This is a genomic window from Micromonospora sp. NBC_01655 (assembly GCF_026339755.1).
GTDB lineage: Bacteria > Actinomycetota > Actinomycetes > Mycobacteriales > Micromonosporaceae > Micromonospora.
Window position 1 is genome coordinate 3,520,996 of record NZ_JAPEQF010000001.1, and the last position, 17,979, is coordinate 3,538,974.

Genomic DNA, 17,979 nt, shown 5'->3' on the forward strand with positions numbered 1-17,979 from the left:
CCTGGCGGGTGCTGCGGGGCAGCCTGTTCGGCACGGCCTGGATGATCGGGCTGTCGGTCCGGCCGTACCTGGTCTCCCGCGCCGTCGACGACGGGCTGCGCGCCGGCGACGACGCCGCCCTGCTGCTCTGGGTCGCGGCCATCGTCGTCGCCGGTGTGGGCCTGTCCTATCTGGGCATCATGCGGCACCGCACGATGACCTTCGTCCGGGAGGACGCGACGGCCCGCTCGGCGGCGGTCCTGCTGCGTCAGCTCGCCCGGATCGGCGCGGTGCTGCCGCGCCGGCTCGCCGCCGGGGAGGTGGCCACCGTCGGCGGCTCCGACATCGGCTACACCTCGCAGGTGCTGACGCTGACCGGGCCGGGGGTGGGCGCGGTCGTGGCGTACGGGGTCATCGCCGTGGTGCTGTGGTCGGTGTCCCCGTTCCTCGCGTTGTGCGTGCTGGTGGGAGTGCCGGCGATCGCGCTCGTCGTCGGGCCGCTGCTGCGCCGCCTGGAACGGGCGGAGTCGGTCTACCGGGAGCAGCAGGGCGCCCTGACCACCCGGGCGGGCGACATCGTGGCCGGGCTGCGGGTGCTCGCCGGGGTCGGCGGCCGGGGCCTGTTCGCCCGCCGCTACGCCGCCGGGTCCCGGCGCCTGCTGGCCGAGGGCTACCGGGTCGGGGCGGTCAACAGCTGGATCGACGCGCTGACGGTCGCCATCCCGGGGCTGTTCCTCGCGGCCGTGGTGTGGCTCGCCGCCCGGATGGCGGTGACCGGCGACATCACCATCGGGCAGCTGGTCGCCGTCTACGGCTACGTGGCGACCCTCATCGTGCCGGTCTGGTTCCTGCTGGAGGGCAGCTACCAGCTGATCCGGGGCCGGGTCGCCGCCGGCCGGATCGTCGCCCTGCTCAACCTGGTCCCCGACGACGACGCCGGGCCGGCAGCCCGGCCCGAAGGCGACCCGCCGGCCACCGTGCCCGCCGCCCGCCCACCCGGGATCCCGACCGTCCCACGCCGGCCCGGCGACCTGCACGACCCGGCCACCGGGCTGACCGTCCCGGCCGGCCGGCTGGTCGGCGTCGCCGCCGCCGACCCCGGCGAGGCCGACGCGCTCGCCGACCGGCTCGGCCGGTACGTCCCCGGCGGCGTCACCTGGGGTGGCGTGCCACTGGCCGCGATTTCGCTCGACGAGGTGCGGGCCCGGATCCTGGTCGCCGACCACGACTCCTACCTGTTCGCCGGCACGCTGCGCGACATCCTGCGGGCGGGGCGGGCGGGCGACGGCCGGCGCGCCGGGCACCCGGCCCACGCCGGCGGCGACGCGCGGCTGACGGCGGGCCTGCGGGCAGCGTCGGCCGAGGAGATCGTCGACGCGCTGCCGGCTGGCCTCGACACCCCGCTCGGCGCCCGCGCCCGCACGCTCTCCGGCGGCCAGCGGCAACGGGTCCGCCTGGCCCGGGCGCTGCTCGCCGAGCCGGAGGTGCTGATCCTGCTCGACCCGACGTCCGCCGTGGACGCGCACACCGAGGCGCGGATCGCCGCGCGGCTGCGGGCGGCGCGGGCCGGCCGGACCACGATCGTGCTCACCACCTCGCCGCTGCTGCTCGGCCACGCCGACACGGTCGCCCACCTGCGCGGTGGTCGGATCGTCGGCACCGGCACCCACCCCGAGCTGCTCGACCGCGACCGGCGCTACCGGGAGCTGGTGGCCCGGGACGGCGACGCCGCCGACCGTGACCCGTCCGCCGGGGCCGAGGGGGCACTGCGGTGAGCGGGCTGCCGGTGGCGGACCGGGCCGCCGTACGCCGGGCCACCCGGGACCTCGTCGGCCAGGACCGGCGCGCGGTCGCCGTCGTGCTGGCGCTGCACGTCGCCGCCGCCGTCGCCGGGCTCGCCGCGCCGTGGCTGCTCGGCCGCATCGTGGACCGGGTCGGCGCGGGCGCCGGCGTCGCCACCGTGGACCGGCTGGCGCTGGCGATCGCCGGCTGCGTGCTGGCGCAGGCACTGATCTCCCGGTACGCCCAGTACGCCGGCCACCGGTTCGGGGAGCGGGCCGTCGCGCGGCTGCGCGAGGAGTTCGTCGGGCGCACCCTCGCCCTGCCGGTCTCCGTCGTCGAGCGAGCCGGCTCCGGCGACCTGGCCACCCGCAGCTCGGTGGACGTGTCCACGGTCGGCACCACCGTCCGCGACGTCGTGCCCACCATGGTCATCGCATCGGCGCAACTGATGCTGCTGTTCGCGGCGATTTTTCTGCTGCACCCGCTGCTCGGTCTGGTCGCGCTGGCCGGGCTGCCGTCGATCGTCGCGGTGACCCGCTGGTACCTGCGCCGGGCCAGCTCCGCGTACCTCGTCGAGGGCGCGGCCACCGCCGAGCTGACCGAGACGTTGACCACCACCGCCGAGGGGGCCCGCACCGTCGAGGCGCTGCGCCTGGCCGACGACCGGATCGCCCACGGCACCGACCGCATCGCCCGGCTGTGGGCCAGCCGGCGGGCGACCCTCGCGCTGCGCACCGTGTTCTTCACGGTGGTGGAGGCCAGCTACCCGCTGCCGGTCGCCGCCGTGCTGCTCGTCGGCGGGTACCTGCTGTCCCGGGGGATGGTGACGCTCGGCGCGGTGGTCGCCGCCGCGCTCTACCTGCAACAGGCCATCGACCCGCTGGACCGGATCCTGCAGTGGACCGAGCAGGCGCAGCGCGGCATCGCGTCGTTCGCCCGGGTGCTCGGCGTCGGCCAGGTGCCGCCGGAACCGCCCGGCACGGCCGCCGCGCCGCCGGGGCAGCGGCTCGTCGCCCGTGGGGTGCGCTTCGCGTACGCCGACGGCCGCGACGTCCTGCACGGCATCGACCTGGAGGTGCGCCCCGGGGAGCGGCTGGCCGTCGTCGGTCCGTCGGGGGCGGGAAAGTCGACCCTGGCCCGGCTGTTCGCCGGCATCGACGCCCCGCGCCAGGGCGAGGTGAGCATCGGCGGCTGCCCGGTGGTCGACCTGGACCCGGCCGAGCGGCGCCGCCGGATCGCCCTGGTCACCCAGGAACACCACGTCTTCATCGGCTCGCTGCGCGACAACCTTGCCTTCGCCGCACCCGACGCCACCGACGAGCAGATGCGCTCCGCGCTGGTCGCCGTGGGCGCAGACTGGTACGCCGACCTGCCCGACGGCCTCGACACCCCGCTCGGCGACGGTGCCCGGCAACTCGGCGCGGCCGAGGCCCAGCAGCTCGCGCTGGCCCGGCTGGTGCTCGCCGACCCGCACACGCTGATCCTCGACGAGGCGACCGCCGCGCTGGACCCGACCACGGCCCGGCGGACCGAGCGGGCCCTCGCGGCGGTGCTCGCCGGGCGGACCGTGATCGCGATCGCGCACCGGCTCAACACCGCGCACGACGCCGACCGGGTCGCGGTGCTGGAGGACGGCCGGATCACCGAACTGGGCAGCCACGACGAGCTGGTCCGCGCCGACGGGGCGTACGCCGCCCTGTGGCGCTCCTGGCACCACTGACCCTTCCCCGGTTCGAAGCCCCCGAATCTGACCCTTGCCGAGAACGGCGCGCCTCAGGCACGTAGCCCTTCACCGGTGGCGATGATGGCCTTCTCGAAACAGGCTGCGGTGTTCTCCTTCGAGCGGGTCCAGACCGCGACGCATTGGACCACCCGGCTTTGCTGAAGGCAGCCGTAGCCGTGGGGGGACGGCGTGCCGTCCGGAAGTGCCATGGTGGCGGTCACCGCGCGGCCGGGCAGACCTGTCTCGGCCGGCAGGGCGGCGGCGGTGTGCCCGGTCGTCACCTGGCCCGATTCCACGTCCTGGTCGCAGGTCTCCAGCAGGTCCCATCTGGGGTCTGGAAGACGTGCACTACCGCGACCAGGCGCTGGTCCAGCAGTGGCAGCGGCCGGCCGCAGGCGACGCCGTCGGAGTCGAGCTTCTCGTCCCGGTAGGCAGGCTCCTCGGCCAGTCCGATCAGCTGCCGGGTTGCGGCGTAGCGGTCTCGCAGTTCTCGCGCGGCACCGCCGTCAGTCGGTGAGGGAGCGACCAGCGCCGTGGCCGGCCTGGAGGCCGCCGCGTGCCGGCTCCGCGAGCACGCCGGGTCGCTGGTCCCCGTGCTGTTGCAGACCCGGGCGTACGCGTCGGCGACCTGCCCGGACCGCCCCAGCACGACCGGCGACGGGCGGGAACGCCAGGTCGAGGCGCGGCTGCGGCGGCAGGGTCTGCTCCGGCGGCGGCTGCCCGCGCCGCCCGGTTCGACGTGGTGCTCTCCGAGGCGGTGCTGCTGCGGGTGGTGGGCGGCGCGGTGGCCATGGCCGAACAGCTCCGGCACCTGGTGGAGGCGAGCAGGCTGCCGCACGTGTCGATCCGGGTCGCGCCGCTCGCCGCCGGCCCGCACGACGTCGCGATCGCGGGCTCGTTCGTGCTACTGGACTTCCCGCTCGGCATCCGGGTCGACCCCGAACCGCCGGTGGTCTACCGCGAGTCGCTGACCGGGACGCTGTACCTCGACCGGCCGGCGGAGCTGGCCGCGTACGAGAAGGTCTGGGCCAGCCTCGACGCGCTGGCCCTGGGCGAGGAGGTCCACCACGGCTGAGCGGCCGGTGGGCGGGGTGCCGGCTGGCACCGGTCATGCGGGGTTGTCCCGTGTTGACACAATCTGGGCATGCGGGGCGTCGGTCAAGGTCCAACGTGAGCGACATCGTTGACGTGCTGCGGCTGTGGCTGGACGGGAAACCGACCAGTGACGTCGTCATATGGGGACACAGCATGCTCATCTGGGGGCGAGTGGGCAAGACCGTCCAGCTTGTCGCCGGCGGAGTCGTCGTGCTCGATCTGCTCAACCCTGCCTGGTTCCGGCGCTGCGGCACCGCCCTGCAAAACTGGTCGAGCTTGTTGTTTCGTCGCTCCAACGAACGCCGCGCGCTTCGCCAGATCGTCCGCCTGCGCGAGGAGGTCGGGTGGGACTTCCTCCACAACAGAAGCTTCGCCACGGGCCCGACATCGGCGGTGACCTGGGTGGTTCTGGTGGCAGCGTCGCCGGCTCGCGTGCCTGACGGGCTCGGCCTGAACCTGGACGCGTACCGCGCCTACCACCGGCAGGTGATAGACCACGTCATGCGCGAGCACACCTGCACAGATCCGCGCAACTCGACGTGTGGAAAACTGCAGGAGTACGTATGGCGCAGGGTCGACGAGTTGGTAGAGGCGCAGCGCCCCCCGAACGAACGCCATCTTGTCGAGCGCGCCAAAGAGGCAGAGATCGGCGGCTATGGCGCGCTTGTCGGCTCGGCCATTGGGATGGTCATTCTCTTTGCCGGAATCGCGAAAGAAGATCTGAGGCTTGCGGTGCCCGGCGCTTTGCTCATCCCCCTCTCCTGGTCGTGGCGGGTGCGTCTGACGTTGTCGACCCTGTCCCACCGGCTGTTGGGCGGTCTCCAACGGGCTGTCGGACGGGACCTGCACGAGCCGCGCCCGCTCATCTGGCTGAGATGGTTGGCGTTCCTTTCCCTCATCTTCGGCACCGTCCTGGACCTGCTCGCATCCTGACTGCCAGGGCGATGTTCCGGCATCGTGCCGGGCAGCGATGGGCGGAGGCAGGCCCGGTCCCGGCCCCGGTCGTGGTCGACCGGGACCGGGCCGCTGGTCGCCGCCGCCGCGAATGTCGTCGGCGACGGGTCAGGGCGAGCTGTTCGGGCGACGGGTCAGGGCAGCGCCTTCAGGAACGGGCCGTGGCTGAGCCGGAATTCCCAGGAGTAGAACCGGTCCCAGTTGATCGACCAGGTCATCAGGCCCCGGAAGTTGGGGTTGGTGCCGCTGCGGGGGGTGTAGCCGCCGCAGTTCTGGCCCTTGACCAGGCAGGTCACCGCCTGCTGTACGCCGGCTGGGGCGAGGTATCCGTTGCCCGCGCTGGTGGAGGAGGGTGCGCCGAAGGCGACCTGGTCCTCGCGTAGGGCGGGGAAGACGGCGTTGGCGTTTCCGGCGACCGGGAAGCCGGCGAGCAGCATGTCGGTCATCGCGATGTGGAAGTCCGCGCTGCCCATGGTGTGGTACTGGTTGTCCAGCCCGACGATGGGGCCGGAGTTGTAGTCCTGCACGTGCAGGACGGTGAGGTCGTCGCGCAGCGCGTAGATCACCGGCAGGTACGACCCGGCCCTGGGGTCCTGCCCGCCCCACGGACCTGACCCGTAGAACTGGTAGCCGAGCTGCACGAAGAACGTCTCCGGGGCCATGGTGAGCACGAAGCCCGCCCCGTAGCGCTGCTTGAGGGTGCGGATCGCCGAGATCAGGTTGACCACGACCGGCGTGGTCGGGTTGCGGAAGTCGGTGTCCCCGGTGTTGAGGTAGAGGGAGTGGCCCTCGAAGTCGATGTCCAGGCCGTTCAGGCCGTACCGGTCGATGATCGCGGACACTGACCGGACGAAGGTGTCCCGGGCGGCTGTGGTGGTGAGCTGCACCTGCCCGTTCTGGCCGCCGATCGAGAGCAGCACCTTCTTGCCCTGCTGCTGCTTGGCCCGGATCGCCGCGGTGAACTCCGCCTCGGTCTCGACGGTGGGGCACTCGGTGACGGGGCAGAGCTGGAACCGGATGTCGCCGGAGGTGACCGAGGTGGGTTCGCCGAAGGCGAGGTTGACGATGTCCCAGTCGGCGGGCACGTCGGCCATCCGCAGGTAGCCCGCGCCGTTGGCGAAGCTGGCGTGCAGGTAACCGATCAGCGCGTGCTTCGGCAGCCCGCCACCCGGCGGGGTGGTCGGCGGCGGGGTCGTCGGGGGTGCGGTGGTGGGCGGCGCGGTGGTCGGGGGCGCCGTCGTGGTGGGCGGGGTGGTGGGCGTGCCGCCGCCGCACGGCGCCCCGTTGAGGGTGCAGTCGGTGGGGGAGCCCGCCCCGGTGGCCAGGAAGCCGAACGACACCGAGGCGCCGGGGGCGACGGCGCCGTTCCAGGACCGGTTCGTGAAGGTGTGCCGCTGGCCGACGCTGCTCACCGTGGCGTCCCAGTACGAGCCGAGCGTCGTGCCGGCCGGCAGCGTGAAGGCGACCTGCCAGCCGGTGATGGTGCTCGGGCCGTCGTTGGTGATGGTGAAGCGGCCCTCCCAGCCGGTTCCCCAGTCGGAGGTCTTGGTGAAGGCGGCCGTGGGACCGGCGGCCAGGGCCGGGGTGGCGAGGGTCAGGATCGCCGAGGCGGCGGTGGCGAGGGCCGCCAGGACGGCCAGGAGCGGTGTTCGGAATCTGCGCTGCATCCGGTCCTCCCGGTAGGGGGTTGCCCGCCGGAGGCGTATCGACGGGTGGCCAATTATTAGGTTTGTTAACTGTAATTGTCCAGGGATGGCCCGCGATGGCGGTCGTCGACGTCGTCCCGGGCACCGTCGACGTCGTCACGGCCTGCCTCCCTTCCCCCCCCTGATTCACGGGAAGAGTGGCTATCCGGGTCGGGATAGCCACTCTTTCCGTGAATCTGCGGCCCGCTCAGGGGCGGGTGGGGTCAGTCTCGTTGGACGGTCATGGCGGCGGCTACGGTGCGGTTGGTGGTCTCGTCGATGAGGACGAAGCCGCCGGTGGTGCGGTTGCGGTGGTAGTCGTCCACGAGTAGGGGCACGGTGGTGCGTAGTTTGATCCGGCCGATCTCGTTCAGGTGGAGTTCCGTGGCGGTCTCGTCGCGGTGTAGGGAGTTGATGTCGAGGCGGTAGTGCAGGCCCCGGACGATCGCCCGGGCCGTGCGGGTGGTGTGTTTGATGGCGTACTTGCCGCCGACCTGTAACGGGCGGGTCTCGTCCATCCAGCAGACCATCGCCTCGATGTCCTGCGCGACCGCGGGGGCGTTGTTCGGCCGGCAGATCATGTCACCGCGGGAGATGTCGATCTCGTCGGTGAGGCGGACCGTCACCGACATCGGCGGGAACGCCTCGTCCACCGGCCCGTCCGCGGTCTCCACCACGGCGATGCGGGAGGTGAACCCCGACGGCAGCACCATCACCTCGTCGCCGGGCTTCAACACCCCCGACGCGACCTGACCCGCGTACCCCCGGTAGTCGGTCACCGTCGTGGACTGCGGCCGGATCACGTACTGCACCGGGAACCGCACGTCCTGCAGGTTACGGTCCGAGGCGATGTGCACCCGCTCCAGATGATGCAACAACGACGGCCCGTCATACCACGGCATGTTCTCCGACCGGGACACGATGTTGTCGCCCCGCAACGCCGACACCGGCACCACCGTCAGATCCGGCACGTCCAACTTCGCCGCGAACGCCGTGAACTCGTCCGCGATCGCCTCGAACACCGCCTGGTCGAAGTCCACCAGGTCCATCTTGTTCACACACAACACCAGGTGCGGCACCCGCAACAACGAACACAGGAACGCATGCCTACGCGACTGCTCCACCAAACCCTTACGCGCGTCCACCAGGATCAACGCCAGATCCGCCGTCGACGCACCCGTCACCATGTTCCGCGTGTACTGAATATGCCCCGGCGTGTCCGCGATGATGAACTTCCGCCGCGGCGTCGCGAAATACCGGTACGCCACATCGATCGTGATGCCCTGCTCCCGCTCCGCCCGCAACCCATCGGTCAACAACGCCAGATTCGTGTACTCGTCCCCCCGCGCCGCCGACACCGCCTCCACCGCGGCCAACTGGTCGGTGAACAACGACTTCGTGTCATACAACAAACGGCCGATCAACGTCGACTTACCGTCATCGACGCTACCCGCGGTCGCGAACCGCAACAGATCCATCGGCCGAGCCGACGCATCAACCTCGACGCCCACAGTGTCGATGCCCATCAGAAGTAACCCTCCCGCTTACGGTCCTCCATCGCGGCCTCACTCACCCGATCATCACCCCGGGTGGCACCCCGCTCGGTGACCCGCGTCGCGGCCACCTCCTCGATCACCAACTCCACACTGTCCGCGTCCGACCGCACCGCCGCCGTACACGACGCGTCCCCCACCGTCCGATACCGCACCCGCGCCTTGAACCGCTCCTCACCCACCCGCGGCCGAAAAAACTCGTTCACCGCATACAACATCCCATCCCGCTCCACCACCTCACGCTCATGCGCAAAATAGATCGACGGCAACGGAATCACCTCCCGAGCGATGTAGTGCCACACATCCAACTCGGTCCAGTTCGACAACGGAAACACCCGAATCGACTCACCCGGATGATGCCGACCGTTGTACAACGACCACAACTCCGGACGCTGATTCTTCGGATCCCACTGCCCAAACTCGTCCCGGAACGAGAACACCCGCTCCTTCGCCCGCGCCTTCTCCTCATCCCGCCGCGCCCCACCAAACAAAGCATCGAACCGATGCTTCTCCACCGCATCCAACAACACCGGCGTCTGAACCCGGTTCCGCGTCCCGTCCGCCGCCTCCCGCACCATCCCCCGCGCCAACGCCTCCGGCACACTCGCCACGATCAACTGCAAACCCAACTCGGCCACCCGACGATCCCGATACTCCAAGACCTCCGGAAAGTTGTGACCCGTGTCGACATGCATCACCGGAAACGGAATGTTCCCCGGCGCGAACGCCTTCTGCGCCAACCGCAACATCACGATCGAGTCCTTACCACCGGAGAACAGCAACACCGGCCGCTCCATCTCCGCCACCACCTCACGCATCACGAACACACTCTCCGCCTCCAGGGCATCGAGGTGTGAGACCTGGTACGCGGCCGAACCGCTGCTCATCGGGAGTCCTTTCGGGTAGACGGAACGGGGGAGCCGACGGGGACCGCCGCGCCGGTGAGCTGCCGCCGCAGCGCGGCGAGCAGCGGCGCGGCGAGTTCCCGGCGGCACACCAGCAGGTCGGGCAGGCGCGGGTCGGCCTGGTTGTACGCCAGCGGAGAGCCGTCGATCCGGGACGCGTGGAAGCCAGCCGCCGTGGCCACCGCCACCGGGGCGGCCGAGTCCCACTCGTACTGGCCGCCGGCGTGGATGTACGCGTCGACCTCACCGGTCACCACCGCGGCGATCTTCGCCCCCGCCGAGCCCATCGGCACCAGCTCGGCGCCGGCCTCGCCGGCCAGGTCGGTCAGGAAGGCGGGGGGACGGCTGCGGCTGGCCGCCAACCGGATCGACGCGCCGGAGGGCGCGGGCGTCGCCGGCCCCGGGGGAGGGGCGTCGGTCGCCAGCACCCGGTGCTGCGCCGCAAGCCCGACCGCGCCGGCCACCAGGCCGTGCGGGGTGGTCCCGTCGCGCGCCCAGAGCGCCACGTGCACCGCCCAGTCCGAGCGGCCCTCCTCGGCGAACTCCCGCGTCCCGTCCAGCGGGTCGACGATCCACACCCGGTCGGCGGTCAGCCGGGACACCCCGTCGGCGGTGCCGACCAGCCGGGAGTCCTCGTCCTCCTCGGACAGCACCGCGTCGGCCGGACGCCACCTCGCCAGCTCGGCGCGGAGCAGGTCGTGGGACGCCCGGTCACCGGCGGCCTTCAGCGCGGCGGGATCGCCGTGGCCGTGCGCGGCGCGTACCGAGAGCAGCAGCTCGCCGGCGCGGGCGGCGAGCCGCCGGGCGAGCGCCGTGTCGGATTCCGGGGGATTCAGCTCAGGCATGGCAGCTCCTCGCAGGGGCCGGGGGGAAACACCCGGGCGGTCACTGGACCGCCCGGCGGCTGAAGCAGCGGACGCTGAGCCAGGTCAGCGCCACGGCCGCCCCGGTCAGCACGCTCAGGCACACCCACGCCGGGATGTGCGGCACGCCGGGCAGCAGCGCGCCCCGCACCCCCTCCGAGACGTACGTCATCGGGTTGAGGGCGGTGACGACCTGGTACCAGGGCATCGTCAGCCGCGGCCACGGGTAGTGGATGCATCCGGTCCAGATGATCGGGGTGAGGATCACCGAGAAGGTGACGTTGATCCGCTGCACCGGCAGGGTGGTGGCCAGGGCCATCCCGATCGCCCCGCCGATCCAGGCGCCGAGCAGCGCCACCAGGAACGCCAGGGGCAGCCCCGCCGGGCGCCACGGCGCCGAGCCGACCACCAGGGCGCCGAGCGGGTAGATCAGGACGGCCGCGAGCAGCCCTCGGACGGTCGCGATCACCAGCTTGCCGATCGCGACGAGGCCGGTCGGCAGCGGGGCCATCAGCCGGTCCTCGATCTCCATCGTGAAGCCGAACTCCTTCACCAGCGGCAGGGCCACGCTCTGCAACGCGGTGGTGAGGGCGGCCAGCGCGATGATTCCGGGCAGGAAGAGGCCGGCGAAGTCGCGCCCGACGATGCCCTGCCCGCCGAGGATGGTGTCGAAGACGAAGAGCATGAACAGCGGCGTCAGCCCGACCTGCACCAGGATGACCCACAGTTCCCGGCCGGTGACCATGAGGTCGCGACGCAGCACGGCGGCGAACACCCGGCCCGCCCCCGGGCGGGGGCGCGGGCGGACCGCCGGTCGCAGCGGGGTTGGCGTGTCGAGAGCGGTCACCGTGGCTCCCTTCCGGTGAGTTCGATGAAGACGTCCTCCAGGCTGGGCTCGCCGACGTCGACGGCGTTGACCGCCGCCGACCGGCCGGCGAGCACGGTCACCGCCGGGCCGAGCAGCGCGGCGGGATCGGTGGCCAGGTGCAGGCGGAAGCGCAGCCGGCCGCGACCGCCGGCCGCCGGGCTCCCGCCGTTCGTCCCCGCGCCGTTGCGCCCGAGCCGGCCCGCGCCCGCGAGGGCGGCGAGGCCGCCGCCACCGGCCCGCGCGGCGAGCGCGGCCAGCGCGGCGCCACCGCCGGCCCCGGCGAGCCCGGCCCGGACGCCGCCCGGGAGACCCGCGCCCGCCCGCCGGTCCGCCGGCCCGGCGGGCAGCGCCAGCCGCTCCGCCTTGCGTACGCCGTCCAGCTCGCCGAGCGCGGCGCGGAGCGCGTCCGGGTCGTCGGTGGGGGCCGGGGTGACCGTGAGGTCGAGGATCGCGTCGCCGGCCAGGCCCCGGACCAGGTTCTCCGGGGTGTCGCAGGTGAGCAGCCGGCCGTGGTCGACGATGCCCACCCGGTCGACCACCCGGGCCGCCTCGTTCATCGCGTGGGTGGTCAGCACGATCGCCACCCCGCGCTCGCGTAGCCGGCGGATCTGGCCCCAGATCAGCAGCCGGGTCTGCGGGTCGAGGGCGTTGGTCGGCTCGTCGAGGAACAGCACCAACGGCTCGTGGGTCAGCGCGCGGGCGATCATCAGCCGCTGGGCCATCCCGCCGGAGTACGCCTCGATCCGCCGGTCGGCCCGCTCCGCGAGGCCGAAGCGGTCCAGCAGCTCCGCGGCCCGGGCCTGCGCCTCCCGCCGGCTCACCCCGTGGTACGTCGCGTGGTGGACCAGGTTCTGCCGGGGGGTCAGCGCCCGGTCCAGGTTGTTGTGCTGGGGCACCACGGCGAGCTGGGCGCGGGCGGTGGCCGGGTCGCGGCCCACGTCGACGCCGCCGACCAGGGCCCGGCCGCCGGTGGCCCGCAGCCGGGTGGTCAGGATGCCGACGGTGGTGGACTTGCCGGCCCCGTTCGGTCCGAACAGGCCGAAGATCTCGCCCGGCGCGACGGCGAACGACAGCCCGTCCACGGCGTTCGCGTCGCTGCGGGGGTAGCGCTTGACGAGATCGTGGACCTCGACCACGGCCGGCCCGGCTCTGCTGGGCAGCATCTCTTCTCCTGTCCTGGGTGCGGGGGTGCGGGGGTGCGGGGGTGCCGCCGCCCGCCGCCTGCGCGGTGCCGGCCGGCGGTGGGCGGCGGGCGCCGGCGGTCAGCCGCCGGCGGGCTTGGGGTGGGCGGCGAAGAACCGCCAGATGGTGTCGGTGGCGTTCAGGGCGGTGGAGGGCGGATCGAGGTCGAGCAGCTTCTCCGCCCGGGGTGGGTTGGGCTTGCCGCCCGGCCACTGGTGGCCCGCCCCGGCGATGGTGATCAGCTCGACGGCGCGCCCCTGGGCGCAGGTCGCCGCCGTCCGGGTGACCGGGCCGTCGGTGGTCGCCTTCGGCTCAGCGCAGCCGTCGACGGAACGCCACCGGGCGGCCAGCTCCGGCGTGGGCGGCCCGTCGATCTTCACCGGGTTGCGGCCGGTGCCGCCGTTGTCCCGGCGGCCCGGTCCGCCGCCGTACGGCATGGTCTTGTCCTGCTGGCCGTGGATGTGCAGCACCGACACCGGCTTCGGGGCGGGGCACTGGCCGGTCAGGGTGGTGGCCACCGCGCCGACCGCGGCGAACACCGTGGTGTCGCAGACCAGCCGGTACGCCAGCAGCCCGCCGTTGGAGATCCCGGTGACGTACGTGCGGGCCGGGTCGACCGGCAGGTCGCCGCCGATCGTGGCGACCAGCTCCGTGATGAAGCTGACGTCGTCGACCCCGTCGCGGGCCGGCGCGCCGCAGCACTCCGGGCCGACGGCCCAGGCCCGGTTCAGCCCGTCCGGGAAGGCGACCACGAAGCCGCCCTTGTCGGCCTGCTCGGTCCACCCGTACGACTCCTCGGCCTGGGCGCCGGTGCCGGCCGCGCCGTGCAGCATGACCACGAGCGGGACCGGGGCGGTCAGCTCGGCGGAGGCGGGCCGGTACAGCCGGTAGGTACGCTCCCGGCCGTCGACGGTGAGGGTGCGCTCGGAGGTGCCGACGGGCACGTCCGGTGCCGGCAGCGCGCCGCCGGAGGGCTGGGCGCTGACCGCCGGGCCGGGCCCGCCGTCGGTGGGCCCGGCGTCCTCCCGGTCGAGGCTGCACCCGGCGAGCGAGGTCAGGCCGACGAGCAGCGCGAGCGTCCCCGCGAGTCGGGACGCGGCGCCGGCCCCCGGCCGACCCGGCTGGCGGCGGACCGGCCGCCGGCCGCCGCCCGGTCCGGCCCCGGGGCGAAAAACGGTAAAAGGCATCATATGAACACTTTCGCCCGGGAATGTTCGAGCAATGTCAGGAACGCGCCAGGATTCGGCAAGGGTCACGGGTCGCCGGCCCGTCGACGGCGTGTCACCGGGCCGGCGACCCCGGCCTCAGCAGCCGCCCCTGAGCCGGATCAGCTCCCAGCCGCCCTCGGGGACGTCGTCGTTCGGGTCGGTCCGTAGGTTCATCGGGTTCGCCATGCCCAGGTACAGCGTCGAGCCGTCGGTGACCATGTTGCGCACGCCGTAGTTCAGGTAGTTGCCCACCCCGGAGTTGTCGATCGTCGTCGCCGGCCTGTTCGGCGACGAGAACGCGTACAGGTCGCCGCCGTACACCGCCTCCGGGCGCTCGGCGGCGGCCGGCGCGCCGGCGGCGGCATCGAGCGGCGCCTCGGCCAGCGCGTCACCGAGCTGCGGCGACAGGCCGAGCTGGGCGGCGGTCTCCTGGCCGAGCTCCTTGGCCAGGTAGCTCCAGTCCATGGTGCCGACGTACAGCTTCCCGCCGGCCACGACCATCTTCCAGGTGTAGTTGTTGTACGGGTTGCCGAAGCCGGCCGGACCGAACTTCGGGGTCTGGTGCGTCGACTGCATCGCCCAGGCCCCGGCCCCGCCGTTGGCCGCCGGGTCGTACGCGGGCAGCTCGGTCGAGCCGTAGAGCAGGTCGACCTTCTGGTGGTGGGCGGAGCCGAAGCTCTTGCCCCGGTAGACGCTGATTGCCCGCTGGGTGTTCTGGATCGTGGCCTGGGTGGCCGTCTCGTCCTTCGGCGGGTACGTGGCCAGGTGCACGGTGGTCGCCTTCATCGGCACGTGCATGGTGCCCCAGTACAGGTAGCCGCCGTAGGAGGCCAGGCCGCCCAGGGCGTAGGCGCGGGCGACCACCGGGTCCGGCTCGTAGCTGGACACGTTCCACACCTGCTGCCAGCCGTCGGCGTCCTCGGGGTTGAGCCCCGGCGCGCCCGCCGACAGCTTCGGGCTCATCCAGACCGCGGCGATGCTCGTCGGCACGGCGGCGTCGGCCGTCGGGCCGGCCAGTTCGTCGTCCGAGCCCGGCCAGGTGGTGACGAAGACCCGTCCCTCGTGGACGGTCAGGTCGGCAGCCTGCGCCGGCAGGTTCGCCACCACCGTGAAGGCGAACGGGTCGGTCTTGCTGCCCGCCCAGCGCAGCACGTGGCCGCGTTCGCCGCCGTTGGCGCCGACGCCCACCCCGGCGTACAGCGCGCCGTCGGCCACCGTGAAGTGCCGGATGTTGCCGTACGTGGGGAGGTTGCGCGACCCCAGGTACGCGCCGGTGTCGGTGTCGAACGCGAACAGGTTGACGCTCTCGCCCAGCGCCGGGCCGCCCAGCAGGGCCACCCCGCCGAAGTTGCCGGCGGCCCGGATGCCGGCCGTGGTCTGCAGCCGGTTGGCGTCGTCGGTGGAGGCGGCCTTCACCAGGTCGGTCTTCTCGGTCAGCGTGCTGGTCCTGGTGTCGTACGCGTAGAGGCGCGGCGGGCGGTGGTCGCCGAGGATGGGCGGCAGCTGCGGGTTGCGCTTGGCGATCTGGCTCTCGCCGTACTCGCAGGCCCAGTCGGCGTTCACCGTCGGCCTGGTGTTGCGCAGCGCCCTTCCGCTGGTCAGGCAGTTGACGTTCGCCCCGGTGCCGAACCACAGTGTCCTGCCGGCCCGGGTCATCCCCCACAGGTACGACTGGTTGACCTTGGCCTGTCCGGCGGCGCAGGGCGGGCCGGCCGGGTACGGCTGTCCGATCCCGGCGAAGCACTCGTCCGGCGCGGCCTTCGCGAGTAGCTGCGGGGTGCTCGGGTGCGCGCCGGCCGCGCCGGCGGCGTCGAGCGGCGCGCCGAGCGCCGCCGAGGGAACCGCCAGCACGGGCCCGAGCCCGAGTACGGCGACGACGGCCAACAGCCGCCGCGCGGAGATCCGGAGTGGATTCACCAACTGCCTCTCTTTCCGGGGAAGGGTGGACACCCGTGGCGCGGGTCCGGCGAGGCGGACCCGCTCGGCGGGCGGGACACAGGGGAGGACGGCTCAGACGGCGGCGGGCTGCGCCCTGCGCGCCGGGGCGACGACCCGGCCGGCGACCCGCCCGGCCCACTCGGGCGCGTCCTCGAACTCCAGGTAGTGGCCGAGCTGCGTCAGCTCGCCGACCGGGTCGGCGACCAGGTCCTCGTACCGCATCCGCAGCAGGTGCTCCGGCGGCACGTCGGCCAGCGCCTGATCGGCCTGGCTGGACATGAACGCGCAGAGGGCGAGGTAACGCCGGATCTCCTGGCCGCGCTCCCGCAGCGCCTCGGCGGTCAGCCGGTCCGGCAGGAACCGTTCCAGGTCCGCCGGCACCTCCTGGCCCGGGCCGACCCGGAACGGGTCCAGGCCGCAGCGGCCCAGGAACTCCACCCGGAGCTGGATGAGCTGGAACGACGAGTGCCGGCTCATCGACCGGGCGGTGTCCTCCCAGTTCCGGGTCAGGTAGACGATCTTGCAGTCCGGGAAGCCCTTCAGCAGGTACGGCGCCACGTGGCTGGAGCCTCCGGAGCGCTCCACCCAGCGCTTCTTGCCGGTCAGGGTGGCGAGCAGGTCGAGGAAGTCGCTGTGGTGCCGGGCCACCGTCTGGGTGCCGAACTCCGGGACCCGCTCGGCGAGCTGGTCGAACAGCGCGTCCGGGTCGGCCGTGAGCTTCGACAGGGTGATCGCCAGGATCCGGGGCAGCTCCGTCAGCCGGCCCGCCCACCGGCCGGTCTCCGGGTAGCGGACCTCCTTGGGCGGCAGCCCGATCCGGAACAGCGTGGACAGTTCCGCCTTCGGGCTGGCCAGCACCGCCCAGTACTCGGCGCCGGTGAGCACCTCGGCGCTGCGCGCCCAGGGCGCCACCGACATGAAGAACTCCTGGGCCGAGAGCGTGTCCCGCTGCTCGTGGATGAGGTCGGAGAGCAGCGTCGAGCCGCACCGACCGTTGCTGATGATGATCGACCGTCCCGTGATCGGGGTGTCCATCGAAAGACCTCCTGGGTGTCGCGCTGTCATGCGGTGGTGGATCGGGCCACGTCGAGCGAGCACTCCTCGGCGAGCCAGGCGAAGACGAGCCGGCGGACCTCCTCCGGCCGGTCGATCAGCACGGTGTGCCGCTGCTCGGGCAGGACGACGACCCGGGCCTGCGGCAGCAGCCCGCGTACCGCCGGGGCCAGCTCCCGCACCGCGGAGGCCCCGCCGTAGACGCAGAGCACGGGGCACCCGATCGCGGCCAGCGCCTCGGTCGTCGGCAGCCGGCTGGCCGGAAGCTCCTGCGCCAGGGTGGTGTCGGCGAGCATCCGGCCCGTCTCGGCGGCCCGCCGGGCGGCGACCCGGCCCCGGGCGACGCCGATCTCGGCCAGGGCCCCCCGCTGCGGCAGCCGGGCGGCGACCCGGTCGAGCCGGACCCGCACCCGCCGCATCCACTCCGGGGTGGGCGGCGCGGACTCGACGGCCACGATGCCGGCCACCCGGTCGGGGTGGCGGGCGGCGTAGCCGAACGCGATCGTCGCGCCGAACGAGTTGCCCAGCAGCAGCAGCGGGCCGGTGACGTCCAGGCCGGCCAGCAGCGCCGCCAGGTCGTCGACGAGGTCGTCCAGGGCGTACCCGGTGGCGGGGCGCTCGCTGCGCCCGTGCCCGCGCAGGTCGTACAGCACGGTCGGGAAGCCCGCCCGGGCCAGCGGCTCGGCCATGGTGAAGTACCAGCTCGCCATGGTGTCCGAGGCCATCCCGTGGATGAGCACGGCGGCCGGCGTCGGTCCGGTCCGGCCGCCCGGGGCCGGACCGGTGGGATCGAGTCGCTGCACGTGCAGCGTGATCCCGTTCGCCGGGACCATGGTCACCGGCTGCCCGCCCCGACCTCGTCCGCGTCCGCGCCCGCCAGCGAGGTGGCGATGTGCTCGACGAGCTGCCCGACCCGCAGCTCGCCCACCGTCTCCAGGTCCAGCTTGGCGACGAAGTGGGCGAAGTTGACCGTGTCGCCGTAGCGGGCCTGGAGCCGGCCGGCGAGCGAGACGACGTCGATGCTCTCCATCCCCAGGTCGCCCTGGAACGTGGTGTCCATGGTGACGGCCTGGTCCTCCGCGAAGTCGCCGAGTACGGCGTTGATCATCTCGGTGAGCTCGGCGAGGATGCTGTCCTGGGCCGCGGGCATGATGGTTGCTCCTTCTGATCCGGTGGGCTGGCCTGCTGTCA

16 protein-coding genes and 1 pseudogene are annotated in these 17,979 nt (G+C 73.0%); 5 read left to right on the forward strand and 12 right to left on the reverse strand.

The window, feature by feature from the left end:
* Positions 1–8 precede the first annotated feature (8 nt).
* Together OOK41_RS16290 and OOK41_RS16295 are read left to right on the forward strand one after the other, a co-directional pair.
* Positions 9–1,754: an ABC transporter ATP-binding protein gene (locus OOK41_RS16290; RefSeq protein ID WP_266267841.1), complete on the forward strand. Its 1,746-nt coding sequence runs from the start codon at positions 9–11 to the stop codon at positions 1,752–1,754.
* Entirely contained in the window at positions 1,751–3,481 is a 1,731-nt protein-coding gene (locus OOK41_RS16295; RefSeq protein ID WP_266265789.1) for an ABC transporter ATP-binding protein, read from the forward strand. The genes OOK41_RS16290 and OOK41_RS16295 overlap by 4 nt, the downstream gene beginning before the upstream one ends.
* 53 nt (positions 3,482–3,534) lie before the next feature.
* On the opposite strand, the gene OOK41_RS16300 is transcribed toward OOK41_RS16295, so the two are convergent.
* The gene (locus OOK41_RS16300) at positions 3,535–3,765 is read right to left on the reverse strand and encodes a hypothetical protein (protein WP_266265790.1); all 231 of its coding nucleotides are present in this window, start codon (positions 3,763–3,765) and stop codon (positions 3,535–3,537) included.
* 252 nt (positions 3,766–4,017) lie between these two features.
* Between OOK41_RS16300 and OOK41_RS32085 the strand changes: the two are divergent.
* From OOK41_RS32085 to OOK41_RS16310, 3 genes and pseudogenes are all read left to right on the forward strand, one after another.
* A pseudogene (locus OOK41_RS32085) lies at positions 4,018–4,137 on the forward strand (Scr1 family TA system antitoxin-like transcriptional regulator); the annotation flags it as partial.
* Complete coding sequence (locus OOK41_RS16305) at positions 4,113–4,559, forward strand: DUF5753 domain-containing protein (protein WP_353962217.1); 447 nt, start codon at positions 4,113–4,115, stop codon at positions 4,557–4,559. The pseudogene OOK41_RS32085 and the gene OOK41_RS16305, both read left to right, overlap by 25 nt.
* A gap of 95 nt (positions 4,560–4,654) precedes the next feature.
* Entirely contained in the window at positions 4,655–5,512 is an 858-nt protein-coding gene (locus OOK41_RS16310; RefSeq protein WP_266265791.1) for a hypothetical protein, read from the forward strand.
* A gap of 155 nt (positions 5,513–5,667) precedes the next feature.
* On the opposite strand, the gene OOK41_RS16315 is transcribed toward OOK41_RS16310, so the two are convergent.
* From OOK41_RS16315 to OOK41_RS16365, 11 genes are all read right to left on the reverse strand, one after another.
* Complete coding sequence (locus OOK41_RS16315) at positions 5,668–7,200, reverse strand: chitinase (RefSeq protein ID WP_266265793.1); 1,533 nt, start codon at positions 7,198–7,200, stop codon at positions 5,668–5,670.
* Positions 7,201–7,442: 242 nt separating this feature from the next.
* On the reverse strand, positions 7,443–8,744 hold the full coding sequence (locus OOK41_RS16320; RefSeq protein WP_266265795.1) for a sulfate adenylyltransferase subunit 1: 1,302 nt from the start codon (positions 8,742–8,744) through the stop codon (positions 7,443–7,445).
* A complete protein-coding gene (gene cysD / locus OOK41_RS16325) occupies positions 8,744–9,658 on the reverse strand; it encodes a sulfate adenylyltransferase subunit CysD (protein WP_266265797.1) in 915 nt (304 codons plus the stop codon). The genes OOK41_RS16320 and cysD overlap by 1 nt, the downstream gene beginning before the upstream one ends.
* Positions 9,655–10,521, reverse strand: a complete 867-nt coding sequence (locus OOK41_RS16330) for an inositol monophosphatase family protein (protein ID WP_266265798.1) — start codon at positions 10,519–10,521, stop codon at positions 9,655–9,657. Before OOK41_RS16330 ends, cysD begins: the two co-directional genes overlap by 4 nt.
* Positions 10,522–10,561: 40 nt before the next feature.
* The gene (locus OOK41_RS16335; protein WP_243640069.1) at positions 10,562–11,386 is read right to left on the reverse strand and encodes an ABC transporter permease; all 825 of its coding nucleotides are present in this window, start codon (positions 11,384–11,386) and stop codon (positions 10,562–10,564) included.
* Positions 11,383–12,570 (reverse strand): ABC transporter ATP-binding protein, encoded by a 1,188-nt coding sequence (locus OOK41_RS16340; RefSeq protein WP_266265800.1) that lies wholly within the window; start codon positions 12,568–12,570, stop codon positions 11,383–11,385. Before OOK41_RS16340 ends, OOK41_RS16335 begins: the two co-directional genes overlap by 4 nt.
* 99 nt (positions 12,571–12,669) lie before the next feature.
* The gene (locus tag OOK41_RS16345) at positions 12,670–13,776 is read right to left on the reverse strand and encodes a PHB depolymerase family esterase (protein WP_266265801.1); all 1,107 of its coding nucleotides are present in this window, start codon (positions 13,774–13,776) and stop codon (positions 12,670–12,672) included.
* Positions 13,777–13,893: 117 nt separating this feature from the next.
* A complete protein-coding gene (locus OOK41_RS16350) occupies positions 13,894–15,714 on the reverse strand; it encodes a hypothetical protein (protein ID WP_266267842.1) in 1,821 nt (606 codons plus the stop codon).
* Between the two features lie 93 nt (positions 15,715–15,807).
* Positions 15,808–16,770, reverse strand: coding sequence for a sulfotransferase domain-containing protein (locus tag OOK41_RS16355; protein ID WP_117671970.1), 963 nt, complete (start codon positions 16,768–16,770; stop codon positions 15,808–15,810).
* A 26-nt stretch (positions 16,771–16,796) separates the two neighbouring features.
* Entirely contained in the window at positions 16,797–17,621 is an 825-nt protein-coding gene (locus tag OOK41_RS16360; protein WP_243640070.1) for an alpha/beta fold hydrolase, read from the reverse strand.
* A 2-nt stretch (positions 17,622–17,623) separates the two neighbouring features.
* A complete protein-coding gene (locus OOK41_RS16365; protein ID WP_117671966.1) occupies positions 17,624–17,938 on the reverse strand; it encodes an acyl carrier protein in 315 nt (104 codons plus the stop codon).
* Between the last annotated feature and the right edge of the window lie 41 nt (positions 17,939–17,979).